Below are 22,925 nucleotides of genomic sequence, written 5' to 3' on the forward strand. Positions count from 1 at the left end.
TTTTTTAACCTTAGCCTGGTTATTTTATTTACTTGACGCAGGCTTGTTGTATAATTGCTTTCAAACTATAATATTTTCAAGGTTCGGTTCCTGACTGCGCCGCTTTTCTCGTCGGCTCCCTCAGGCACTTATCCAATATATCTAACCTAGATAAGAGTGTCAACTACTTTCTCAAAAAAGTTTGGGAATTTTTTTGCGACCTCTCACCTCTTCCCCACAGTAGGGCTTTCTGGGCAACAATGGTGAATGCATTGTGCTGATTAAGGGAGGGTAGAGCGTGAATTTTCAGTCGGTTATAGCCACACTGCATCAATTTTGGAGCGATCGCGGTTGTTTGATTGCTCAACCCTACGATATAGAAAAGGGAGCGGGTACTAAGAATCCGCATACGTTTTTAAGAGCATTGGGGCCGGAACCTTGGGCTGTTGCCTATATTGAACCGTGCCGTCGTCCTACAGATGGGCGTTATGGTGAAAACCCTAACCGTTTTCAACACTATTATCAGTATCAGGTTCTGATTAAGCCGTCACCAGATAATATTCAAGAGATTTATCTTGATTCTTTAAGGGCTTTGGGTATTCGTCCGGAAGACCATGACATTCGGTTTGTGGAAGATAACTGGGAAGATGCGACTGTCGGTGCTTGGGGTACTGGTTGGGAAGTTTGGTTGGATGGAATGGAAATTACTCAATTTACCTACTTCCAACAGTGTGGTGGCATAGACTGTCGGCCTGTATCGATTGAAATTACATACGGGTTAGAGCGACTGACGATGTATCTCCAGCAGGTGGAAGCATTTACTAAGATTCAGTGGACGGACAACATTACTTATGGAGATGTTTTCCTGCAAAACGAGATTGAGCAGAGTACTTACAACTTTGAAGCCTCAAATCCTGAGATGCTGCTAACACTTTTTAATTTGTATGAGCAGGAAGCTAACCAGTTGACGGAGCGTGGTTTAGTCTTACCAAGCTTAGATTATGTCATGAAGTGTTCTCACACTTTCAATTTGCTGGATGCGAGAGGCGTAATTTCTGTGACGGAAAGAACTCGCTACATTGCGAGGATTCGTCATTTGGCTCGCAAGGTAGCGCAACTATATGTAGAGCAGCGAGAAAAGTTGGGTTATCCTTTGCTGAAAAAAACAGCAGTGTAAGTTATTCAGCCCCGAAACCATTAAGTTTCGGGGCTGCTTGTTTTTGTCAACTTTGCAATTATTAAAAATTAACAAATATTTGCAATACTTAATGTTGTAGTAAAAAAATTACTGAGTGTCTATAAGGATTGCGAGTATATATGGTTAACTTCAGTGAAGCTTTAGAACCTCTTGCTGCTTGGTTTCGTTCTCTGGGAATTCCTGAACCGATTGTACATTGGGGACACCCGTTGATGATGGCGATCGTTGTTTTTGTGATGGGTAGCTATGTAGGGTGGACTGGTTGGCGAAGCAGACTGACTGAAGATAAAGATGTATCAGTGAAAAGTCGAATGGGGCATCGTTTACTTGCACCTTGGATGTTTTTCTTTATGGCAGCTGGTTATACAGGCGGGGTTTTGTCTTTGGTAATGCAGCATCAGCCAATTTTTGAAAGTCCACATTTTTGGACTGGTTCTTTGCTGCTGATACTGCTGTTAATTAACAGTGTCATCTCTTTAAGTGGTTTCTTTGGTGATAATAAGGGTTTACGTGCTACTCATGCTTATTTAGGTACTGTCATACTCGGTATGATGATTCTCCATGCTGTATTAGGGTTTAACTTAGGCATATCTTTGTAATTTGCAATTAACAAACGCAATAATTAGCCCCAGGCCTGAGTTTTCAATGCTTAAGGCTTGATTATGTGAAAAAAGCCTGCTAATGCAGGCTTTGTTTGTATAAATCTGATGAACTATACTTCACCAAAAGCAAAATATTTTTCGTGACTATTTTCCAGCCACGAATTTTAGTTGCTAGATACTTATACAAAAGTCTTATGATTCAGTCGAGTGGTGTAATTCTTTGCCTTGGTTATATTTTAGGATTATTGTTTACAGCCATACCTTGGGGTGGAGTTTGGATTTTAGCTCTTGGGTTAGTGGGAGGAATATTATTCAGAAAACGCAAGTTACCACCACAGCAACCAGAGAGCAATGGCAAAACTAAAACATCTGTTCAGAATTGGCAATTGAGTGCTAATTATCGAGTCTGGTTAGCGGCTGGGTTAGTTGGGTTATTGGCGACTCTATACTTTCAATGGCGAGTACCCCAACCAGGAACGAAAGATATTAGTCAGTTTGTGCCTTCGGGAAATAGTGCCAATCAACAACAATTGGTTATTGTTCGTGGCCAGGTAGAAAGTAGTCCTCGTTTAACTCGCAGTCAACGAGGGCAATTTTGGTTAACAGCTACTCAACTAGATGAAGTTAAAAACGATAAAGGCCCTGCAAGTGTACCAAAAGGTGTGAACGGAAAGTTATACGTAACTGTGCCTTTACTTCAAGCTACTGGGTTACATCCTGGACAAGAAATTGCTGTAACAGGGACTTTATATCAGCCAAAGGCAGCTTCTAATCCTGGTGGTTTTGACTTTCAGAAGTATTTGAAACAGGAAGGTTGTTTTACGGGTTTGATTGGACGACAAATAAATATTGTGAATGATGAGGATAAATGGGGATGGTGGCAAATTCGGGAGCGAATTTTAAAATCGCAAGTGAGTAGTTTAGGTATTCCAGAAGGGCCACTTGTGAGTGCGATGGTTTTGGGTAGCAAGGCTGTGGATTTACCTTATGATATCCGCGATTTATTTGTGAAGGTGGGGCTTGCTCATGCTTTAGCTGCATCTGGTTTTCAAACTTCTTTAATTTTAGGTGTAATATTACAGCTAACAAGGCGGGCAAATAAAGCAATACAATTTACGCTTGGCTTTTTAGGTTTAATTATCTTCTTGAGCTTATCTGGATTTCAACCTGCGGTACTCAGGGCGGTAATTATGGGTAGTGCTGCATTAGTTGGTTTGATATTAGATAGGAAGGTAAAACAGTTTGGTTCGCTGCTATTAGCGGCAACATTAATATTGCTGTTTAATCCTTTATGGATTTGGGATTTAGGTTTTCAACTAAGTTTTTTAGCAACATTAGGATTAATTGTAACTGCACCAGCAATAATTAAACGTCTGAATTGGATACCACCAACGATCGCATCTTTAATTGCCGTACCTCTAGCGGCGACAATTTGGACTTTACCTATCCAACTTTCTGTATTTGGCGTAGTCCCTGCTTACAGTTTGTTATTAAATATTGTGACTACGCCGTTTATTTCGGTGATTAGTATCGGGGGAATTATTAGTGCGATCGCAGCACTATTTTTTCCTAGTATAGGTAGTATGATGGTGGGACTATTACACCAGCCTACTGATTGGTTAATTCAGTTAGTAGAATTTTTTAGTAATTTGCCTGGAAATTCAGTAGTTGTCGGTAGTATTTCCACTTGGCAAATGCTGGCGGTTTACACCCTTGTTCTTTTAATTTGTTTTTTTAAATGGTGGCAGCAGCGTTGGTGGTTTGCTGGGTTAATGATTTTTGGATTAGTGCTTGTACCTGCTTGGCATTCTGCTAATACATTAGTGCGGATAACAGTATTAGATGCAGGTTCAGAACCAGTTGTAGTTATTCAAGATAAAGGCAATGTCACTCTCATTAATAGTGGTGATGAAGGTACAGGACGTTACACAATTATCCCATTCTTACAACAGCAAGGTGTGAGTAAAATTGATTGGGCGATCGCAAGTGATTTTAACAACAGTGATAATAATGCTTGGTTAGAAGTTTTGCAAAGTTTACCGATTAAAAATTTCTATAAATATGACCTCAAGCCAGATACTAATCTTGCTACTCAAGAAATTCAACAGGAAGTGCAAAAGCATCAGGGTATTTATCAAGCTGTCGCACCTGGTCAACAGGTAACGACAGGTTTAACTGTTGCCCAATTAATTAAGGATAAGTTACCGATTTTATATTTGCAAATTCAAAATCAAAATTGGTTATTAGTAGGTGATGTTGAACCTCAAGAAATAGAAAGATTAGCCAAGGTGGGAGGTTTACCGACACCGCAAGTTTTGTGGTGTAGTCCTGAATCTTTGAAGGATTTAATTAAATTGTTTCAGCCACTTGTGGCGATTGCCACTTCTACTAATCTTGATCCTAAAATTACTACGGAATTGGGTAAAAGCTCGACGCAAGTCTTCTTTACAGGTAAAGATGGGGCGATTCAATGGACACCCAACGGAAAGTTTGAATCATTTATTCAAGAAACTGAAAATAAATTATCTGTTTTGTAAGATTATGGAACACTCTTTTTTATTTAGTTAGCGGATAATTAGCATATCGAAAATTAATGCAATTTTCCTGAGATTTGTGATTTGCGTATATTCAGTATATGAACAAATATTCATTAATGATTTGGAGAATTGCAACAAAATTATAAGAAAAATGGTGAAATGTTCAATTTCACCTAAAATGGTTAAAACAATATGAAGAATATGCAGCAATATTACTCAGGAAAAGCGGTAGTTTTTTTTGGTAACTTTCCCCTGACTATTCGAGTACCAGCCATACCCAGGGATGCTCAATTAAATTATTTGCGCGATCGCATAATTTTTCATTCTAATAACCTTGTAGAATATGGGTTATGGGATGAGCCACTGAGTGATGATGAGATAGAAAGGATTATGTTAGATGTGGAAATTGAGCCATTACTTTTTCCCTATTTATGTAGTATTTTTTCTGTCTGGAAATATCCCTGGCAAATTTTGCAAACCTTGTTTAGACATTAAAACTTGATTCGGCTAAAGCCACAGCGCCCCAAAGTGGCGCATCATCCCCTAAAGCAGCAGGAACAATTTCAAATTCAATTTCACTTAAGGCTGTCTTACGCGCTGTTTTTTGTACTGTCTGCCACCAATTTTCTCCAGCTTTGGTCACGCTGCCACCTAAAATAAACAATTGGGGATTCATCAAGTTCGCTACATTACCAATACCTGTACCCAAAGCCCAAGAAGCATTTTGTAAGATATCTATTGCTAACTCATCGCCTTGTGCCGCAGCATCACTAATAGTTTTTCCTGTAATTAAATCTAAATTATTATTAACTAAGGATTGCAATATTTTGCTAGAGAATTTATGTGGTTCGGTTAATAAAGACTCTTTAGCATCCTGCGCCATATAAGGGCCTGACGCTAAACGTTCTACGCATCCTCGTTTACCACATAAACATATTGGGCCAGCAGGATTAACTACTGTATGTCCAATTTCGCCAGCCATACCTGCTGCACCTCGCCAAGGTTGACCACTGAGTATCCAACCGCCACCTACACCAGTGCTGATGGTGATGTAAAATAAATTATCGTATCCTTGACCTGCGCCAAAACGATGTTCGCCTAAAGCCGCTACATTGGCATCGTTATCGACACTTGCAGCTACACCAAATTCTTCTTCTAGCAAATTTTTGAGGGGGATATTTTCCCAGCCAGGAACGTGATGAGATAGTCGCACTGTTCCTGTAGTAAAGTCTACCGGGCCGCCAAAGCTGACACCAATAGCTGAGGGTGTTTCACCTTGGAGTAAGGTGTGGATAAGCGATCGCATAATTTCTAAATCAGTGGTAGCATTACTATCTGCTGGTGATAACTGACGTTCATAACGCAACCATTCACTATCACCAAGTTGAGTGACAGCTGCGGCTAATTTAGTACCACCAAAATCTAGGGCAAGAATTAATGACATAACTCCAGGAAATTTTAAAAATCTTTTAAAGATGAATATACAGAAACTACGCAAAAGCTGATAGCGTCAAACAAAGGAAAATATTTTTGTGGAAGTTACAGCTTGAAAACCCGTTCTAATTACTGGCAACTACTACCCTATATCAAACCCCAGTGGCCAAATATTACTAAAGGATTTATTGGTATTATCGGCTATGTGCTGGCTACGCTGACGCTAATTAACCTGGCGGGAAAGTTAGCAGCACCCTTTGGCCAAGGTAATGTAGTAGCGATCGCTCAACTAGCTGGTATTTGTGCTTTAGTATTTTTAGTGCGCGGCTTTTTTCAGTCTGTGCAAGATATTTACATGGCGAAGGTGGCTTTAAGAATTGCTTATACTCTTCGCAAGCAAGTATACAGTCACCTGCAAAAATTAGACTTGAGTTATTTTGAAAAAGCGAAAACAGGTGATTTAGCTTATCGCCTCACAGAAGACATTGACCGTGTTGGGGAAGTTGTCAATAAAGTATTTCACGATTTTATACCCTGTGTGTTGCAGTTGATTGCCATACCTATCTATATGATTTACCTGAATTGGCAATTAACCCTAGCGACAATTGTAGTTGCGCCGTTGATGGGGGTGTTAATTGGTTGGTTTGGGGAAAGGTTACGCAAGTATTCCCTCAAAAGCCAAAATCGTGTGTCGGGTTTATCGGCAATTTTGACAGAGGTGTTTAGCGGAATTCGCCTTGTCCAAGCTTTTGCGGCTGAAAATTATGAAATTGCCCGTTTTGGTTATGAAGCTGAACGGAGTTTAAAAGCGAAGTACTCCGCAGAACGCCTCAAAGCAATTCAAATTCCCATTGTGGGATTTTTAGAAGCTTTAAGTGCTTTATCTTTATTAATGGTGGGTACGTGGCAAATTTATCAACGCAACTTAACTGTTGGAGATTTTTTCAGTTATCTAGCGGCGGCGGCATTGTTAATTGACCCGATTGGTCATACTACTAATAATTACAACGAATTTAAACAAGGCGAAGCATCGGTAGACCGAGTATTTGAGTTGATGGCGATTCAACCAAGGGTAATAGAAAAAACAATTGCGATCGCTCTGCCCCCAGTCAAAGGTAAAGTAGAATATCGCCACATTTGTTTTGCTTACAAACCCGGTGAACCAGTCCTGCAAGATATTAGTTTACTAGCATTACCCGGAGAAGCGATCGCTTTAGTAGGTGCTTCTGGCGCAGGGAAAACTACCTTTGTGAATCTCCTCCCCCGCTTTTATGACCCGATTTCTGGGCAAGTTTTGATTGATGATATTAATATTAAGGATGTCAAATTACATAGTTTGCGGCGACAAATTGGCATTGTTCCCCAAGAAACAGTGATATTTTCGGGAACTATCGCTCAAAATATTGCCTTTGGTCAAGATAATTTTGATATGGAAGTAGTGGTAGCAGCTGCGAAAATTGCTAACGCCCATCAATTTATTACTCAGTTACCAGAAGGTTATCAAACTTGGGTAGGGGAAAGGGGCGTAAATTTATCTGGTGGACAACGCCAAAGAATTGCGATCGCGCGGGCTGTACTGCTCAACCCACAGATATTAATATTAGATGAGGCGACCTCTGCATTAGATTCAGAATCAGAAGCCTTGGTACAAGAAGCCTTAGAAAGATTGATGCAGAACCGGACAGTATTTATTATTGCCCATCGTTTGAGTACAGTGAGACGGTGCGATCGGATTTTGGTTTTAGAAAAAGGGCAAATTGTCGAATCAGGCAATCATGAAGAACTATTAAGACTGGAAGGTCGCTATGCTAGATTTTATGCCCAGCAATTTAGTTAGTAGTTAATGAGAAAATTACCTGTGAAGTGCGATCGCATTCTATGCAGGAGATGATGAATTGGAGCCAACGGTAGAGCAAAAAACAGCAATGTACAGAATTTGTCAGCAATTAACAAAGATGTACACGCCAATATATTTAGTTACTACTGACACCAGAACAGGCGACTTAATAATCATTGCTGGTGAAGAAATAGAAGTATCAGTCAGCCCAGAAGGAAAGGTTAATTATGAATCAACCGAAGCCGAATTTTGAGCAGATGACTACTAAGCAACTAAGAGCTTACATTCTAGCTCACAGAGATGATGAAGATGCAATACACGCAATGGCTCTACGTCTGCGGAATCAAGGAAAAACAAGTACAGTGGACGAATATTTAGCACATTTAGAGCATAAAATCACTGAATAGCTTGGTTAAACATTTAGCTGGTCTTAGTGCAAGATATGAGGATCGCTTCACTCCACTTCGTTGCGATCGCAATGACATTCAAAAAAGTGGGATGCTTTCATTAACTCTTCTACCTCCCCAGCTTTTTCTTGTAAATCTAAATCTCGATAAATTTGCAAACTGTTGGTTAAAAACTGAGTAGCAATTATTTCTGCATCTGGCTGATTTTTTTGGCTACGTTTGAGGTAAATTTCGCCTAACAACTTGTATGCAGCAGCTTCTAGTTTGCGGCGGTTATACTCTTGAAAAATTTGCAGACATTTTTGAGCAATTTCTTCACTAAGATTTAGGTTTTCTAAAGCTTCTATTTCTAGGTAAGCACGAGCCATATCGAGAGATTCGTTAGCTTTATCGACTGTTTGCCCTAGTTCATCAAGATAGCTTAAGCCTCTATGATAATATTCTTCAAATAATGCAATTTTTTCTGGAATTGATGTGTCTTCGTTAGGTAAAAGGCGTAGATATTGTGAGTAGAGTAAACCAAGAATAGTGTAGTCGTAGGCAAGGTTTCCTTGATATTTATTTGCAGTATTTATTTCTATAGCTTGGCGAAGATTTTCTTCCGCTTGGGTAAGTAATGTGAGTGATTCTACGTTAGTCTCACAAGTTTTAGAGAATAGTATTTGGTTATATCCAATTCTCCTTATAGTCCAAGCTACACCTGAATCTATATTTAGATGTTTGTAAAAGTCAATGCCATCCTGAAAATACTTAGTTGCCTGCTCATACTTCCCCCATTTTCGATAAATGTTGCCAAGCTGACTGTAGGCTAAAGCCACTGATGGTTGAATATCTAATTTTTGACGTAGCCTTAAACATTGGAAATGAAAATCTATGGCTTGCTCATACTTGTCCCATTCTAGATGGCAATCACCCAGCCAATACCATAGGTTAGATACATCCTCATCTTTACCTAATTGTTGATAAAGTTCGCGGCTTTGTTGATAGTAATTTGTTGCTAAGTCGTATTTCCCCCAATCTTGATAAATTCTGCCTAATCGCCAATAAGCTAGTGCAACATTAACTTGCTCATCGAGTTGCTGACGAATTGCTAAGTCTTGATTTTCACACTCAATAGCTTGCTCGTATTTTCCCCATTCTCGATAGCAACTAGCCAGCCAGTACCACTGATTAGCAACATTATTATCTTTCCCTAATTTTTGATAAAGTTCCTTACTTTGTTGATGGTAATTAATAGCTAAATCGTATTTACCCCATTCTTCATAAATCCTACCTAATTGGGAATAAGCTAGTGCAACACTAACTTGGTTATCTAACTGCTGCCGAATGGATAAACATTGATTTTGACACTCAAGTGCTTGCTCATATTTCCCCCATTCTCGATAACAAGAACCCAGCCAATACCACAGATTACCTACATTATTATCTTTCCCTAATTTTTGATAAAGTTCCTTACTTTGTTGATGGTAATTAATAGCTAACTCGTATTTACCCCATTCTTCATAAATCCTACCTAATTGATAGTAAGTATCAGCAATATTAACTTGGTCATCTAACTGCTGCTGAATGGATAAACATTGATTTTGACACTCAAGTGCTTGCTCATATTTCCCCCATTCTCGATAACAAGAACCCAGCCAATACCATAGGTTAGATACATCTTTATCTTTCCCTAATTTTTGATAAAGTTCTCGACTTTGTTGACGGTAATTAATAGCTAACTCGTATTTACCCCATTCTTCATAAATCCATCCTAATTGGGAATAAGCTAGTGCAACACTAATTTGGTCATCTAACTGCTGCCGAATGGATAAACATTGATTTTGACACTCAAGTGCTTGCTCATATTTCCCCCATTCTCGATAACAAGAACCCAGCCAATACCACAGATTACCTACATTTTTGTCTTTCCCTAATTTTTGATAAAGTTCCTTACTTTGTTGATGGTAATTAATAGCTAACTCGTATTTACCCCATTCTTGATAAATTCTGCCTAATTGATAGTAAGTATCAGCAATATTAACTTGGTCATCTAACTGCTGCTGAATGGATAAACATTGATTTTGACACTCAAGTGCTTGCTCATATTTCCCCCATTCTCGATAACAAGAACCCAGCCAATACCATAGGTTAGATACATTTTTATCTTTCCCTAATTTTTGATAAAGTTCTCGACTTTGTTGACGGTAATTAATAGCTAACTCGTATTTACCCCATTCTTCATAAATCCATCCTAATTGGGAATAAGCTAGTGCAACACTAATTTGGTCATCTAACTGCTGCCAAATGGATAAACATTGATTTTGACACTCAAGTGCTTGCTCGTATTTTCCCCATTCTCGATAGCAACTAGCCAGCCAAGACCACTGATTAGCAACATTATTATCTTTCCCTAATTTTTGATAAAGTTCCTTACTTTGTTGATGGTAATTTATGGCTTGTTCGTATCTTCCCCAATTTTGATAAATCTTGCCTAATCGCCAATAAGCTAGTACAACATTAACTTGGTCATCAAGTTGCTGACGAATGGCTAAGTCTTGAGTTTCACAATCAATAGCTTGCTCATATTTTTCCCATTCTTCATAACAATCAGCCAACCAAGACCACTGATTAGCGACACTATTATCTTTACCTAATTGTTGATAAAGTTCACGACTTTGTTGATGATAATTAATTGCCTGCTCATATTTCCCCCATTCTTGATAAGTTCTACCTATATGATACAAAGCTAATGATTCATCTTGAAGTTTATTAATCTCTCTACTAATAGTCAGCATTCGCTGAAAGCAATCTAAAGCTTGTTCATATTTGCCATGTAATCTATGACAAATACCTCTGTTTCTCCAAAACATTAGAAATGCTGATGGCTCGATATATCGAGCCAATTTTTCAAAACATTCTTGATAATAAGCAATTGCTTGTTCAAATGCTTCTTTTTCTTGATAACAGGTAGCTAAAGACCAGGCAATATAAGGGCTAAATCTGCTATCTGAGTTATTAGTTAACAGTTCTAATATTTCAATTGCTTTATCATACTTATCTTTACGCAGATAAGACATTGCTGTGAGAAAATTTAATCCTGTTTGGCAATCTTCTTCAAGATGATAATGCTGGCGAGTAAGTTCAAGATTAGGTGTCATGTCATCACCCAATTCTTGAATCAACTCTCTCATACTGCAAAATAATGAAGGTTCTAATTGATTAATAATTTCTGTGACGCAATCAGATAATCCTGTTGATTCACCACAAGCAATATAAAGAATAGCTGCTTTTGCCTTAACCCGAATTTCTTCAGATAAAGTTGAATCATTAGCTGCTTGTTGCAATAAATCTATGACTTCACCTTTTTGACAAAAAAGTTCAATTTTACGCAATAGCTTCAGTATTTGCTTGGTTATATCATCTTCAAAATCAGCATCTATACCAAGATAAGTAATTACTAATTTGTTTATTGGCTTTTTGCGAATAACAATATTATTAATTTCAATTTCTGCAATTACCTGTCCTGCAAATATTAAATTTCTCAGTTTAAATTCTAATTGTTTTAACGTATTTACTGATTCATTTTTCTTGAAATAAACAATAGTGGCATCATCAGACGCTGAACTTTTGATTTTAATCTCACCATGCTGTAAAACGGGTTGGTAATCTTCGATATTAATAAATAATTTTTCTGCTAATCTCTTAAATTGCGTCGAAAAATGACTACCGTAATATCCCAAAGCTAGTAATAGCGGCTCATTCCAACGTGGCTCATGCAGATGTTTTTGAATTAACTCTAAAATTTCACTTTGTTCTTTATCTGCAATATAACGAGCTGCAAAATACTCTTCAAATGTCAGGTGCATAAAGCCATAAAAACCAGGCATTCTTTCTACAAATAACCCTGTGGTTTCTCGCACCTTCCGCAAAAATTCTCCTACCGCTTGGCGCACAGAATCAGATTCAGGTTCAGCATCATTTAATTCTGCTAACTTAGCTGCTAGTTTCTCTTCTACTTCTGCTTGTGTTACCAAACCAGAAGGCTTTTCTTCGTGCATCCAATATGCTAAAGGTGCTAAAAGTTCCACTACCTCAGTTTCTTTTAACACCACCCTTGGCGCATCGGGTAATTTTTTACCAAGTTGCCAATCTTCGGTTAAAGTTTGGACTGCCAATTCATACAGTTTCACGCGGCGGTTGGGTAGCCGTTCGCCATTGCGGTGAATCAATGCCAAAATAGTTAACAGCAAGGGATTTGCCGTTAATCGCTGTACACCAGGATTATCTTTAACCGCCTGTAAAATTTCCTGCGCTTGCTCTGTACCTTTTTTTAGCCATTGCTCTTCACTAGCATCTGGCTGCTGTGCTTTTTCCACTGTTCGACACCAGCGATACAAAAACCGTTCTACCTGTTCGCTGTCCATATCTTCAATAGTAAACTCGGCAAATCGACTGCTGAGTTTTACATCACTGTAGCCAGCAATCCGGCTGGTAATAACAAATTTGTTGCTAGGGAATTCATCAACAAATTTGTTAATCCGTTCTACAATCTGTTTGCGACTTTCTTGATCAAATACCTCGTCTAAACCATCCAAAAGCATCAAGCACTGTCCTTGACGCATGGCATCTAAAAGTAAAGCTGCTACCTCATTTCCTATTTCTACCTCTGATTGAAAATGAGTTTCCCACTGGCGGTAAAACTGACACAAATATTCCAGTAAAGTTAACTCTGGTTGTTGTTTTAATTTTTCTGCATAATCAGCAATGCGGAAGAAAATAGGTAACAAAGTTTTACCTAAGTCTTTGTTCTTTGTCTCCTCAACAGTATCATCTTCAACAACAACTATTTCTAATTCGTCTCTTTTGGCAATGGCAAAATGTAGTGCTAAATAACGCAGCAGAGTCGTTTTTCCCGCACCAGGACTGCCTAAAATCACGCTATAGCAATTCTGCCGCACCGCCTCAGATAAATCTACCTTTTGGGTAACGGTTTTAGTGCTGGAAACTAATGTTGATATTGGTACTTCTGGCAGTGGTTCATAATAGTATGGTTCATCCCAATCATCCAGGTTAGAACCCATTTGTTTTAACCTACTACTACTCTGAGCTTGCCGTACAGTTAACGTCTCAAGTTCTCGTTGACTGCGTTCAGAAGTATCTGTAACTTGTTGTCGCCATTGTGCTTGCAGGGAAACATAAATTTGGTCAAGAAAAATATCGACTTGACGATTTACCTGCATTACACCACTCATTTTTAAATAGGAATTTTCGGCAATCAGCCAATCTAAATAGGGATAAAGCAAAGGATTTCGTGTTTCAAATTCCAGTATCTTTCCTCGCCAATCCCAAAAATCTGGCGCACGCTGACGAAATTCATCTAAAAATTCGTTGTTATTTAGCCACAAAATCAAACATAAATTTCTGCCAAATAGTTCTTCTCTACCTAAATTTAACTGCCTCATTTCTTTTACTAAGCGCGGTGTTGGTAATTGGTCAATGCCAAATGCCATTACCAGTTTGCGCCCAGTTTCTAGACTTTGATGTTGATTATCATCTAAGCTATACAAAAAATTATGGAAGGAGTTTTGACTATAATAAAAGTTGGTAAATTCAAACTGTTCTTCGCTAACAGCTAATGATTCTTTTAGCTGTTTGACCACAGGATGTTGAGGGCTACTTTCTGGTGCGATCGCAAATATAATTGTCGTCCCACTAGAAAGTTCCAATACACTAACTAATTTGTTTAATTCTGCTTTGTCAGCTTCGCTCAGAGAGTAATTAGAATCTTGTTCCGACATACATCCAACCAGCATTTAATAGTGATTTTCAAGAGCAACCCATACTTTTAAATATTTTTATTTGCAGCCTGCCAACGTTCTAAATCTTCAATTAAAATCGGATTAATATCAAACCAAGATTCTTGCATTGAGTTGTAATACCCTAAAACTAATTTATTTTGCAAAAGTTCATCACAAATAATAAATTCACCTTTATTTGGCAAACTATGTATTTTAGTTGTGAGTTTACCAGTGCGATGAATTAAATCTAATTCAGGATAGTGATAATCGCTTAAATTATATTCTCGTCGGACTTCACGTACTGCTTCTTGTGCAGTAGCTAAATCTACAAAACTCAACTTATTTCGTAGCCCAATTTCACAGGCGGTACGTGCTAACCTGACTAAATCTCGCATCACTCCGCCACTTTTTTCACAAATTAATTCTAGTGCATCAGGGTTAAATAAACCTTTGTGACTATCGCCCAAAGTAGCCAAACGTTTGTTAATCACATTAATTAGAATTTCTCGACCTTTTTGATCAGGCTTGCTAGTTGGACACAAATTAGCATCAGATTCAAAAATAGGCGGATTATTTAAATCCAAACATTTTTGAAATGCTTCCATTGGCTGGCGAAAACTCGGCGAATATCGCAAAGAGATAGGAATAGCATAGATAATATGACAATTTAATTCTATCAACAGAGGACTAGAGAACATTTCCAATGCTGTTACTTGATCATGTCTATCTAATCCATCCACAACAATCAGTAACTTTTGTTTTTGTTCTTTTTCCGCAGCTTCAATAATATTATTAACTCTGGTGATAATTTCACTCAACACAGGACGGACATTAAGTGTTTTTGTCACCTCCCTTGTTAAACCACGTTTGAGAATTATACCTGCCTTTTCGATAAATTCTGGTACTCCCAAACCTTCATTTTGACTTCCTTTATCTTCGTAAACTACACTTTTTAAGCTATCCAACAGAGCATCTAATAATTTATCTTTTTTAAATAGCCAATTAGATTGAATCGCCTGAGCAATTTGTAAGCCAATCAAAACTACAACTTCTGCATAGCCTATGTTATATCTGTCTAGGGATGTTTGCGTATCAATCCAAACAACTGTGTAGATGTCAGCTAATTTTTGTTCTAATCTTCGCAGTTCAGTAGTTTTACCTCCACCTCGATGACCTGCTAGTAAAAATTTGGCTGGATCATCTTCCATTTCCAGCAAGCTAACAAGCTTATCGACCGGGCTATTTTCTCTCTGAACGTAAAAAACTTTTAAATCTTCAGGTGTAGTTAAAGGTTCTTCTGGTTTAAATAATTGGTAAGCAGATTTCCAAAAACTGGTATTGCTCATACTGTTTCCCAATAGGAAAGTTTGTTTTGATTAAACTGATTATTGCCAGTATAAGCAGGAGATGAGCAGTGACAAGTAATACTTAGTAATATTTTAAAATTTAATACCTGACACCGCTAAAACTTCCGACAGAGATTTTTTGAAGGCAAGTAAGCATTTATGTCCGCCTTGATGCCCTCTTATTGATGTTCAACAGCGATCGCTTCTGTTTATTTGATGCTAAATTTGATACTTGGCTAATTATCCCATCTTAATTTTTCGTCTAAAAAATACTATGTATTTTGCTGATGTGTCCATATTAGTTTGAATAATTAACCAATAATATTGATTAGTTTATTGGCTTTTGGATTTGCCTTTGCTGTTCTTGCAGCCAACTTTCAAAAAGCTCATTCAGCAAACGTGCTTTCATTGCGTCATCAAGTTGTGCTGGAATTAATTTTTCTAACCGTATAATGACAATCCATTCAGCAATACGGGCTGGGGGCATAACTTGGCCTGGTTGACTACTAGATAGCAATTGCATCATTGCCGGATGAAGTGTCTGTATTTCAATTGGGCCGACTAAGCCATTTGTTTGCGCTTCTGGGCCTTGAGAATATTCTTTGGCGATTTCTGCAAATGACTGTTCTTTTGCTTGCAGTCGAAAGTAGAGTTCTTGAATAAGTCCGATATCTTGAGTGCGTAGTAGGGAATAAATTACTTTATCTAGCTTGGCTTTATTTTGAAAGAAATAAGCTTCTAGTTTGTTACCCCAAGTGACTAATTTGAATTTTTCAATTTTCAGCCTGCGAATTGTCACAGATTCTAACTGATCTACTGTTATGCCGTGATATACCATCCAGGCTTTAATGTCGTCATCGGTTTTTAATTGTCGCTCATTGTAAAACTGTTGTTGAGCGCGAGTGACTTCTTCTGGTGTACATTCTATAGATGCGATCGCTTCATCGATAATTAATTCTCGTTGTAACTGTGGCAGCATTTGATAACCTGCCAATAAAGGAATTATTTCAGCAGTTTTGATTGTACGGTTGCCAATTTGGAGAACTTCTGTCATGTTTTATCCCAAATGCGATCGCCTCATCAAGCACCTTATTTTTACATATTTAGATGCTTTAGTACGTATTCTGCCTGAGATATTGTTGCCAAAAAATAAAGATGTAGATAAGTAAACCCTACATCTTTATCAAGTTTTTAATTTTGATCACCAGTAAACTCTTATAAAGTTTCCAAAAAGCTCAAAAGGTCAGCCATTTCTTGGGGACTGGGCTGAAATTTAGGCATAGGAGGTGTTTCACCGCTAATTACTTGGTGAATCAACTTATAACGAGATTTACGTTTAGAAACAGCTTGTAAACTAGGGCCGACTCGCCCATCTGCTTGCCAACCATGACAACCAGCACAATTAATTTGAAAAATTGCATTTCCTTGCACAGGGTCTCCAGTCAAGGAAAGAACAGTTTTTACGTAAGGATCTGAGGCTTCTACCATTTGAACACCAAAGATGCCCAAAGGGATTGCTAGCAGTATCGCTAGGGCAAACAAGGCGATCCTCTGAATCAGAATTTCAGGTTTGGTAATCTGGTTATCCAAAAGGTTTGCTGTAAAAGTGTAAGTGTGCCAAAATTTTTCATTTCCTACACATAGCTTAAAAGTTCTTGATTTGTACCGCAAGCACAGATGACCTATTTCTTTGCTGGCATTATCGCGCCAAAAGATTGCAGCAAGCGGGATTCGCCGTAATTTGGTAAAATCAAAAACGGGATACAAATCGTTAATAATTGCAAACAGGAGATTTAAAGTGGTTGAACCCCTGCTTTCAGGCATTGTGCTTGGTCTAATTTTTGTAACTCTCGGTGGTCTATTTTACGCTGCATACAAGCAATACAAGCGTCCCAACGAGTTGGGTGGTTGATCAAGAAGTGCTGAGTCACCGAAGTTTGCTCAACGCGGAGAACCCGCGCACGCAAGTTCTCTCCGCACGCAACTTCTCGCTGAGTGCTGAGTATTAAGTGTTTGTTAAGTGGTGAGGATATAGAATAGCAGTTTATGACTCTATATCCTCATCACTGCTTTTAAGTGAGTCAATAATTCTGTAGAAAGTTAAAGCGGTGTTACCGTAGACTTTTTGGCGACAGATTTCCCAATTGGTTATTACTGGTGGTGTCCAACCTTGGGGATTATGTTCTACGGCGATTTCACCTTTGGGGTCTAGCAAATTATATTCAGCGATCGCTTCTAACACAGGTTGATATAATCCACTAGCATAAGGCGGATCAAAATAAATTTTGTCAAACTGTTTTCCTGACAAAATTTTTGACTGTTGAATCACATCACCACGTAACATCTGCCATTTTTGTTCGTTGCTGGCTAATTGCTGCCAATTTTGTTGAATAACTGCACAGGCTCGGCTTGATTGCTCAATTCCTACTACCAAGCTGGCTCCTCTACACAAAGCCTCTGCACCCATCGAACCACTACCCGCGCACAAATCTAGCCAGCGACAACCAACAATTTCGCCTTGCCAAATATTAAAGACAGCTTCTCTTACCCGCGCGCTGGTGGGTCTGGTTTCTTTCCCTGGTAAAGTTTTAATCGGGCGTTTACCGTAAATTCTCAAACTCATGATTTATGGTCATTGTTTATGAGTCACTGGTCATTAGCCATTAGTCTGTAACTAAAAATGACAAAAGACAAATGACAAACAACAAACCCTAGGCTGCAATTTGTTCACGAACTTGAGAAACAAAATTAGACAGGATTTGCAATCCTATATTAGATGATTTTTCTGGGTGAAATTGCACTGCCATCAGGTTTTCTTTGGCAATGGCCGCGGTAATAGTTTGAGTACCGTGGGTAACAGTTGCAGCTTTCACTTGCGGATCTGTTGGGTCAACATAATAGGAATGCACAAAATAAACCCAAGGATTAGCTGGCAAATGCTCCCATAAAATGCTTTTTGGTTGCGTTAATTCCAGTTGATTCCAACCCATGTGGGGAATTGTAATTCCTGGTTCATGCTGAAATCGGCGAACTTTTCCTTTAATAATTCCCAGTCCCGGTTGAGTTCCTTCTGCACTTGATTCAAAAAGAATTTGCAATCCTAAACAAATTCCCAAAAAAGGTTTGCCAGATAATATCGCGTCTTTTATCGGTTGTTCTAAATTCCGTTCTCGTAAATGCTGCACTGCGGGATCAAATGCGCCAACTCCTGGCAATACTACTGCATCTGCCAAGGATATTTCTTTAGCAGAATCTGTAATCTTAGGAGTTGCCCCAGCTTTTTCTATTCCTTTACAGACTGAGTGCAAATTTCCCATGTCGTAATCTACGACTGCAATAACTGGCATTGACCTGCTCCTTGTAAATTTATTATGGAGGGTTTTTCTATTCTAAATAATAATTCTAATGAAGAAAAGATTTTTATTAACTTCTTTTGACACTTGGTTAAGCGATCAAGAGTCAAATTCATCTGATGATTTATTACAAGAAGTGAGTAAAGTTGAATCGATTCCCCACGATTTAAATTTTCTGCGACTTTTACCTGTAGACGTGATGCTGGCTAGTTCCTGGGTAATTCAAAAAATCGACCAGTGGCAACCAGATTACATTATCTGTTGTGGCATGGCTGCTAGTAGACAAAGATTAAGTGTCGAGGTGGGTGCTAATCAAGGCGCGATTTTTTTGCAGTCAGCAGTTAATCTGGAAAAATTAGTTTCGGGAACAGTAGCAACTGATATTAGTAAGGACTGCGGTAAGTTTGTTTGTGAGGGTCTTTATTATGCAGTTCTTGACTATCTACAGGAATATCAATTGACAAGTCGTTGTATATTTGTTCACGTTCCAGTTTTAAATCAAGATAATTTTCTGCCTATTCTTGCTGATTTCTTATTAATTATTAACAATTTGGCACTCGCATAAAATGGTGTGCGTCTTGTAGGAAAAAATAGTCACCTAAGTATATGTTGTCATTTTTACTCAGTTCATTGATTGCTCAAGCAACTCCGCCTACACCACCACCAGAAGAAGTTATCCAACAGCAACAAGTTTTGCCCTTACCAGGAAAGTTAGATTCAGTACCTACTTTTAATAGCAACAGTCCAGAATTAGTGTTGAAAGAAGGAATTTTATTATCTACTTTTCCTGGGGATGGCAAAAAAGTACCAACGGCACATTTAAATTTTCCGTTTCGGGGAAGATTTGATATTTTTGCTCATCATGTTGCTAAAGCCGAACCACCAGAAAATCTGCGATCGCTCTATCTCGGTATAATTTTGCATAACCCGACTGAGCAACCAGTCACCATCAATATATTGCAAGCGGCGAGTTATTTAAGCCAACCAGATGCGCCATTTATTGAGTTACCGCCGTTTGTCGAAGATGCGGCGGGAAAAGTATTTGCTGGGCCAGGCGATCGCGTCATGTCTGATATTCTCAGAGGCAGACGACAATCAATCTTTCCCGCGCAAATTGTCCTTGCACCTAAACAAAGTCAGATGTTGCTGAACCTCCCTATCCCTGTGCAGGGACTAACACCACCTTTAAATGGTCGTTCTACCCTAATACGTTTGCGGAGTAACGGTACAGTTTATGCTGCTAGTTTAGCGATGTTTGCTAAAGATAATCCTGATGGTAGTGAACGTGCGCCGACTCTAGAAGAATGGCAGAATTTATTAGATAACGGTGAATTATCCACCCCACGCGATAAAACACCTACTCCCTTAGAAGAAACTGGTAAGCCAAGAATTTACGGGCGTGTAGCGGGAGTTGCAGGTGGTTCTTTTTGGAGAGCATTTATAGTAGATAATCCCAAAGCCAGGTTTTTGACAATTCCCCAGCCAGGACAAGCTGTTTCTTACGCGCTAAGTACCCTGCATGGCGGAACATTGGGGACTAATCAAATTCAAAGTGCGCCAATGTTAGTGCGTTATCCCGACACTGCATATCGCGCACACGGCAACTATGCAATTCAATACAACCTGAAGTTACCGCTATACAACAATACTGCTACAGCAAAAACTGTGGCGGTAGCAATGCAAACTCCAATTAAAGAGGATCAGTTAATTAAACCAGGGCTGCGCTTTTTTGCTACCCCAGCACGCCAAACCTTCTTTCGCGGCAGTGTGCGGATACGTTACAAAGATGATCAAGGTTTACCCCAAACCAAATTTGTGCATTTAGTTCAAAAGCGGGGGCAACCAGGAGAACCACTGGTAGTATTAAATATGAAACCAAGCGATCGCAGATTAGTAGAAGTAGATTTTCTCTATCCGCCTGATGCTACCCCACCGCAAGTATTAACTGTGTTAACCCAAAGATGATTTATAGAGACGTTGCGATGCAACGTCTCTAGTTAAGAATTATAAAATGAATAGACTGCTAACAGACCATTATATTCAGGTAAAATCACCAGTCCTTTGGTCTGAAAATTGCAGTTTTTATTTGTAACTATACCCGGTTGATTTACCTCATTTTTCTTCCAAAAACTGAATAAGTTGATCAACTTAGAGAACCAGTTTTCTGAAGCCTGCTGGCTAACTAACCCAGTTCCTATTTCACCAAATCGAATCTTCTTAGCTTCAATTTGAGCTTGCTTGATATACTCTAAAGCTTTAATGTGCTTTGCTTGAGTAACAATGCTTTTACTCCAATATTGATTTTCCGGTTGATATTCAGCAAGTATTTTGAGTGTTGCACATTCTGGATGCCATAAATTGTGAGTATCAACTTGTTTCAAGTAAATGGTGGCTTTAGTTGGAGAATGAATTTCTACACGCTCAACTAAAACCTCCCAACTTGCACCACCGGCATAACTGGGAGTGGAACATACTCCAATGAATAAGATTGCACTTCCCAAACTTTTGAGAATTTTGCGTTGCATTATTTTTGAAACTTATATCGAAACGTTAGTACAGTTCGCCATGAAGAGTGCTGAGTTAAAAAGACCACCCACAAGGGGGAGCCACTGCGGTGGACGGGTTTCCCGGCATAAAACAAGTGGCGTTGGGGTATCAACCTTCTCTCGGTAATAGGATTCCGCTTAACATCGGGCGGGGCTTTTACCATAGTGCAAAAGTACTCAGTACTCTTTCTTCTTACTCAGCACGGGCTAAACGCCCCGCTACCGCTAACAGCACTCAGGACTGAGCGTTGTAAATCAACAGACTATCAGAGGATGTTTGGAAAGATTGGAAATCGGGGCTACACAGACAAAACCCACTGGCGTGAGTTGGAAAACCTTGATTTTGCGTTAGTCCACGTAGGTGGACTTTGCTTGTGTAGTAGCGAATTCTATTCGCCCAATACTTTTCAAACATCTTCTCAGAAATTGCTAAAAGGCTTGTGACATCGTTATTCTTTCTTTTACCGTTTGCCTTGTTGTACTAGTCAACACGTTGAATACCAATATGTTGCGTAAAGACAAACCAATCTTTGGAAAAACCTCTAAATTCGATATCCTTGAGATTAAATTTGAGATGATTATCCTGAAGGGCAAATTTCACAATATTATTAGTATCTGGCTTGTCGGTTAATAAAATTAATTCTGTACCTGCTGGGATTTTTTGCTTAGATTGATCGTTAAGCACTTTAGAATCTACAGGTTGACGTTTAATTATAGTGTCTGTGTTAAACACCAATTTCAAGAAACCTTTTGTATCTCCAACACTTTGACGATCTACAGTAATTTTTACCGCATCTTTGGCTTTTTGTTGAGTTGCGATCGCCTGAATATTTGTTATAGGGTTGACTGCATCTTGAATAATTTTGACGTGTTGAGCAAAAGCATACCAGTTACTACTAAAACCTTTAATCTGGATATCGTCTAAAGCAAATCTATAGTGGTCGGCATGATTCGCAGGTATTTCGTAATCATTCAATACAAGTAGTGTGCCAATAGGAATATTTTGCTGCTTGGTGCTAGGCAATTGACTCGATTGGACTGGTTCTTGTTTGATTACCGTATCCTGGATAAACAAAATGCGATTTAAGGTAGCCATATTCTCACCCGGACAACTTATATCAAGTTATACAATATGTTTGATGTAAATTGTGCAGCACAAAACAATAAACAAGTAGAGACGGGAAATTTCGCGTCTCTACTTAGTGTCTAGTGACAGATGAATGGTTCCTAAGAAGTGCGATCGCCTTTATTTCTCAGTGCTAAACTTTAACTAAAAGTAACTAATCTTAGCAAAAACAGGACAAGAACAAGTTAAATGAATACTGTAGTTCTCAATCTAGAACCCATAGCTCATTTAAGTGATGAGCAATTCTATCAATTGTGTATTGCTAATCGTGATTTAAACCTAGAAATGAGTGCAGCAGGAGAATTAATTATTGTGCCACCCGTAGGAGGAGAAAGCGGTAATCAAGAAGCTGAACTAATAACTGATTTAGAAATCTGGAATCGGCAAGCTAAATTAGGCAAAGTTTTTAGTTCTTCAACTATCTTTATCTTACCAAATGGTGCAAAACGTTCTCCTGATGCAGCTTGGGTAAAATTAGAAAGATGGCAAGCTTTAACACCAGAACAGCGTCAAAAATTTCCGCCACTTGTACCAGATTTTGCCATTGAACTGCGTTCCCAAACAGATAGGCTCAAATCTTTGCAAGAGAAAATGCAGGAATATATGGAAAATGGTTTGCGTTTAGGATGGTTGATTAATTACCAAGATGCCGCAGTAGAAATTTACCGACTAGGAAAACCTGTCGAAACAAGACAAATACCCACAATTCTTTTTGGAGAAGATGTCTTACCTGGATTTGAAATGCAATTGATCAGGACTTACGTATGAAACCAAAAAATC

The 22,925-nt window shown here is 38.7% G+C and carries 20 protein-coding genes; 11 read left to right on the plus strand and 9 right to left on the minus strand.

Translation table 11 applies throughout. The features are described 5' to 3' along the window. Positions 1-277: 277 nt before the first annotated feature. The 4 genes from glyQ (at position 278) to H6G69_RS22975 (ending at position 4,811) form a co-directional block, all read left to right on the plus strand. The gene (glyQ, locus tag H6G69_RS22960; RefSeq protein ID WP_190691442.1) at positions 278-1,156 is read left to right on the plus strand and encodes a glycine--tRNA ligase subunit alpha; all 879 of its coding nucleotides are present in this window, start codon (positions 278-280) and stop codon (positions 1,154-1,156) included. A 140-nt stretch (positions 1,157-1,296) separates the two neighbouring features. Then, on the plus strand, positions 1,297-1,776 hold the full coding sequence (locus H6G69_RS22965) for a DUF4079 domain-containing protein (protein WP_190691443.1): 480 nt from the start codon (positions 1,297-1,299) through the stop codon (positions 1,774-1,776). 197 nt (positions 1,777-1,973) lie between these two features. Next, complete coding sequence (locus tag H6G69_RS22970; protein ID WP_190691444.1) at positions 1,974-4,316, plus strand: ComEC/Rec2 family competence protein; 2,343 nt, start codon at positions 1,974-1,976, stop codon at positions 4,314-4,316. A 201-nt stretch (positions 4,317-4,517) separates the two neighbouring features. Continuing rightward, positions 4,518-4,811, plus strand: coding sequence for a hypothetical protein (locus H6G69_RS22975; RefSeq protein WP_190691445.1), 294 nt, complete (start codon positions 4,518-4,520; stop codon positions 4,809-4,811). Here H6G69_RS22975 and H6G69_RS22980 read toward each other — a convergent pair. After that, positions 4,801-5,760 (minus strand): ROK family protein, encoded by a 960-nt coding sequence (locus H6G69_RS22980; RefSeq protein WP_190691446.1) that lies wholly within the window; start codon positions 5,758-5,760, stop codon positions 4,801-4,803. The two genes, H6G69_RS22975 and H6G69_RS22980, sit on opposite strands and share 11 nt — an antisense overlap. Before the next feature lie 102 nt (positions 5,761-5,862). Here H6G69_RS22980 and H6G69_RS22985 point away from each other — a divergent pair, with 102 nt between their 5' ends. From H6G69_RS22985 to H6G69_RS22995, 3 genes are read left to right on the plus strand one after another with little or no spacing between them, the layout of a single operon-like run. Beyond that, entirely contained in the window at positions 5,863-7,587 is a 1,725-nt protein-coding gene (locus H6G69_RS22985; RefSeq protein ID WP_190691447.1) for an ABC transporter ATP-binding protein, read from the plus strand. A 58-nt stretch (positions 7,588-7,645) separates the two neighbouring features. Next, positions 7,646-7,840: a DUF6888 family protein gene (locus H6G69_RS22990; RefSeq protein ID WP_397326977.1), complete on the plus strand. Its 195-nt coding sequence runs from the start codon at positions 7,646-7,648 to the stop codon at positions 7,838-7,840. Further along, positions 7,815-7,994, plus strand: a complete 180-nt coding sequence (locus H6G69_RS22995) for a DUF6887 family protein (RefSeq protein WP_190691449.1) — start codon at positions 7,815-7,817, stop codon at positions 7,992-7,994. The genes H6G69_RS22990 and H6G69_RS22995 overlap by 26 nt, the downstream gene beginning before the upstream one ends. A gap of 47 nt (positions 7,995-8,041) precedes the next feature. Here H6G69_RS22995 and H6G69_RS23000 read toward each other — a convergent pair whose 3' ends face one another. The 4 genes from H6G69_RS23000 to H6G69_RS23015 form a co-directional block, all read right to left on the minus strand. Then, positions 8,042-13,774 carry a tetratricopeptide repeat protein gene (locus H6G69_RS23000; protein ID WP_190691450.1) on the minus strand — a complete coding sequence of 1,911 codons (5,733 nt, stop codon included), beginning with the start codon at positions 13,772-13,774 and terminating at the stop codon, positions 8,042-8,044. A gap of 47 nt (positions 13,775-13,821) precedes the next feature. Next, the gene (locus tag H6G69_RS23005) at positions 13,822-15,120 is read right to left on the minus strand and encodes a P-loop NTPase fold protein (protein WP_190691451.1); all 1,299 of its coding nucleotides are present in this window, start codon (positions 15,118-15,120) and stop codon (positions 13,822-13,824) included. 328 nt (positions 15,121-15,448) lie between these two features. Continuing rightward, the gene (locus H6G69_RS23010; RefSeq protein WP_190691452.1) at positions 15,449-16,174 is read right to left on the minus strand and encodes a peptidylprolyl isomerase; all 726 of its coding nucleotides are present in this window, start codon (positions 16,172-16,174) and stop codon (positions 15,449-15,451) included. Between the two features lie 161 nt (positions 16,175-16,335). Continuing rightward, the gene (locus H6G69_RS23015) at positions 16,336-16,710 is read right to left on the minus strand and encodes a cytochrome c (protein ID WP_190691453.1); all 375 of its coding nucleotides are present in this window, start codon (positions 16,708-16,710) and stop codon (positions 16,336-16,338) included. Positions 16,711-16,918: 208 nt separating this feature from the next. Here H6G69_RS23015 and petG point away from each other — a divergent pair, with 208 nt between their 5' ends. Continuing rightward, complete coding sequence (gene petG, locus H6G69_RS34035; protein WP_190691454.1) at positions 16,919-17,032, plus strand: cytochrome b6-f complex subunit V; 114 nt, start codon at positions 16,919-16,921, stop codon at positions 17,030-17,032. A 132-nt stretch (positions 17,033-17,164) separates the two neighbouring features. On the opposite strand, the gene rsmD is transcribed toward petG, so the two are convergent. Together rsmD and hisH are read right to left on the minus strand one after the other, a co-directional pair. Further along, complete coding sequence (rsmD, locus tag H6G69_RS23025) at positions 17,165-17,743, minus strand: 16S rRNA (guanine(966)-N(2))-methyltransferase RsmD (RefSeq protein ID WP_190691455.1); 579 nt, start codon at positions 17,741-17,743, stop codon at positions 17,165-17,167. An 88-nt stretch (positions 17,744-17,831) separates the two neighbouring features. Next, complete coding sequence (gene hisH, locus H6G69_RS23030; RefSeq protein ID WP_190691456.1) at positions 17,832-18,467, minus strand: imidazole glycerol phosphate synthase subunit HisH; 636 nt, start codon at positions 18,465-18,467, stop codon at positions 17,832-17,834. 58 nt (positions 18,468-18,525) lie between these two features. Between hisH and H6G69_RS23035 the strand changes: the two genes are divergently transcribed. Continuing rightward, positions 18,526-19,038, plus strand: a complete 513-nt coding sequence (locus tag H6G69_RS23035; RefSeq protein WP_190691457.1) for a peptidase C15 — start codon at positions 18,526-18,528, stop codon at positions 19,036-19,038. A 41-nt stretch (positions 19,039-19,079) separates the two neighbouring features. Further along, positions 19,080-20,438, plus strand: a complete 1,359-nt coding sequence (locus tag H6G69_RS23040) for a DUF3370 domain-containing protein (RefSeq protein ID WP_190691458.1) — start codon at positions 19,080-19,082, stop codon at positions 20,436-20,438. A 32-nt stretch (positions 20,439-20,470) separates the two neighbouring features. Here H6G69_RS23040 and H6G69_RS23045 read toward each other — a convergent pair whose 3' ends face one another. After that, positions 20,471-20,998 (minus strand): hypothetical protein, encoded by a 528-nt coding sequence (locus H6G69_RS23045; RefSeq protein ID WP_190691459.1) that lies wholly within the window; start codon positions 20,996-20,998, stop codon positions 20,471-20,473. Positions 20,999-21,500: 502 nt separating this feature from the next. Continuing rightward, positions 21,501-22,115, minus strand: a complete 615-nt coding sequence (locus H6G69_RS23050; RefSeq protein WP_190691460.1) for a hypothetical protein — start codon at positions 22,113-22,115, stop codon at positions 21,501-21,503. A gap of 219 nt (positions 22,116-22,334) precedes the next feature. On the opposite strand from H6G69_RS23050, the gene H6G69_RS23055 reads away from it, so the two are divergent. After that, complete coding sequence (locus H6G69_RS23055) at positions 22,335-22,913, plus strand: Uma2 family endonuclease (RefSeq protein ID WP_190691461.1); 579 nt, start codon at positions 22,335-22,337, stop codon at positions 22,911-22,913. Positions 22,914-22,925 lie beyond the last annotated feature (12 nt).

Source organism: Nostoc sp. FACHB-110, assembly GCF_014697425.1.
Lineage (GTDB): Bacteria > Cyanobacteriota > Cyanobacteriia > Cyanobacteriales > Nostocaceae > Nostoc_B.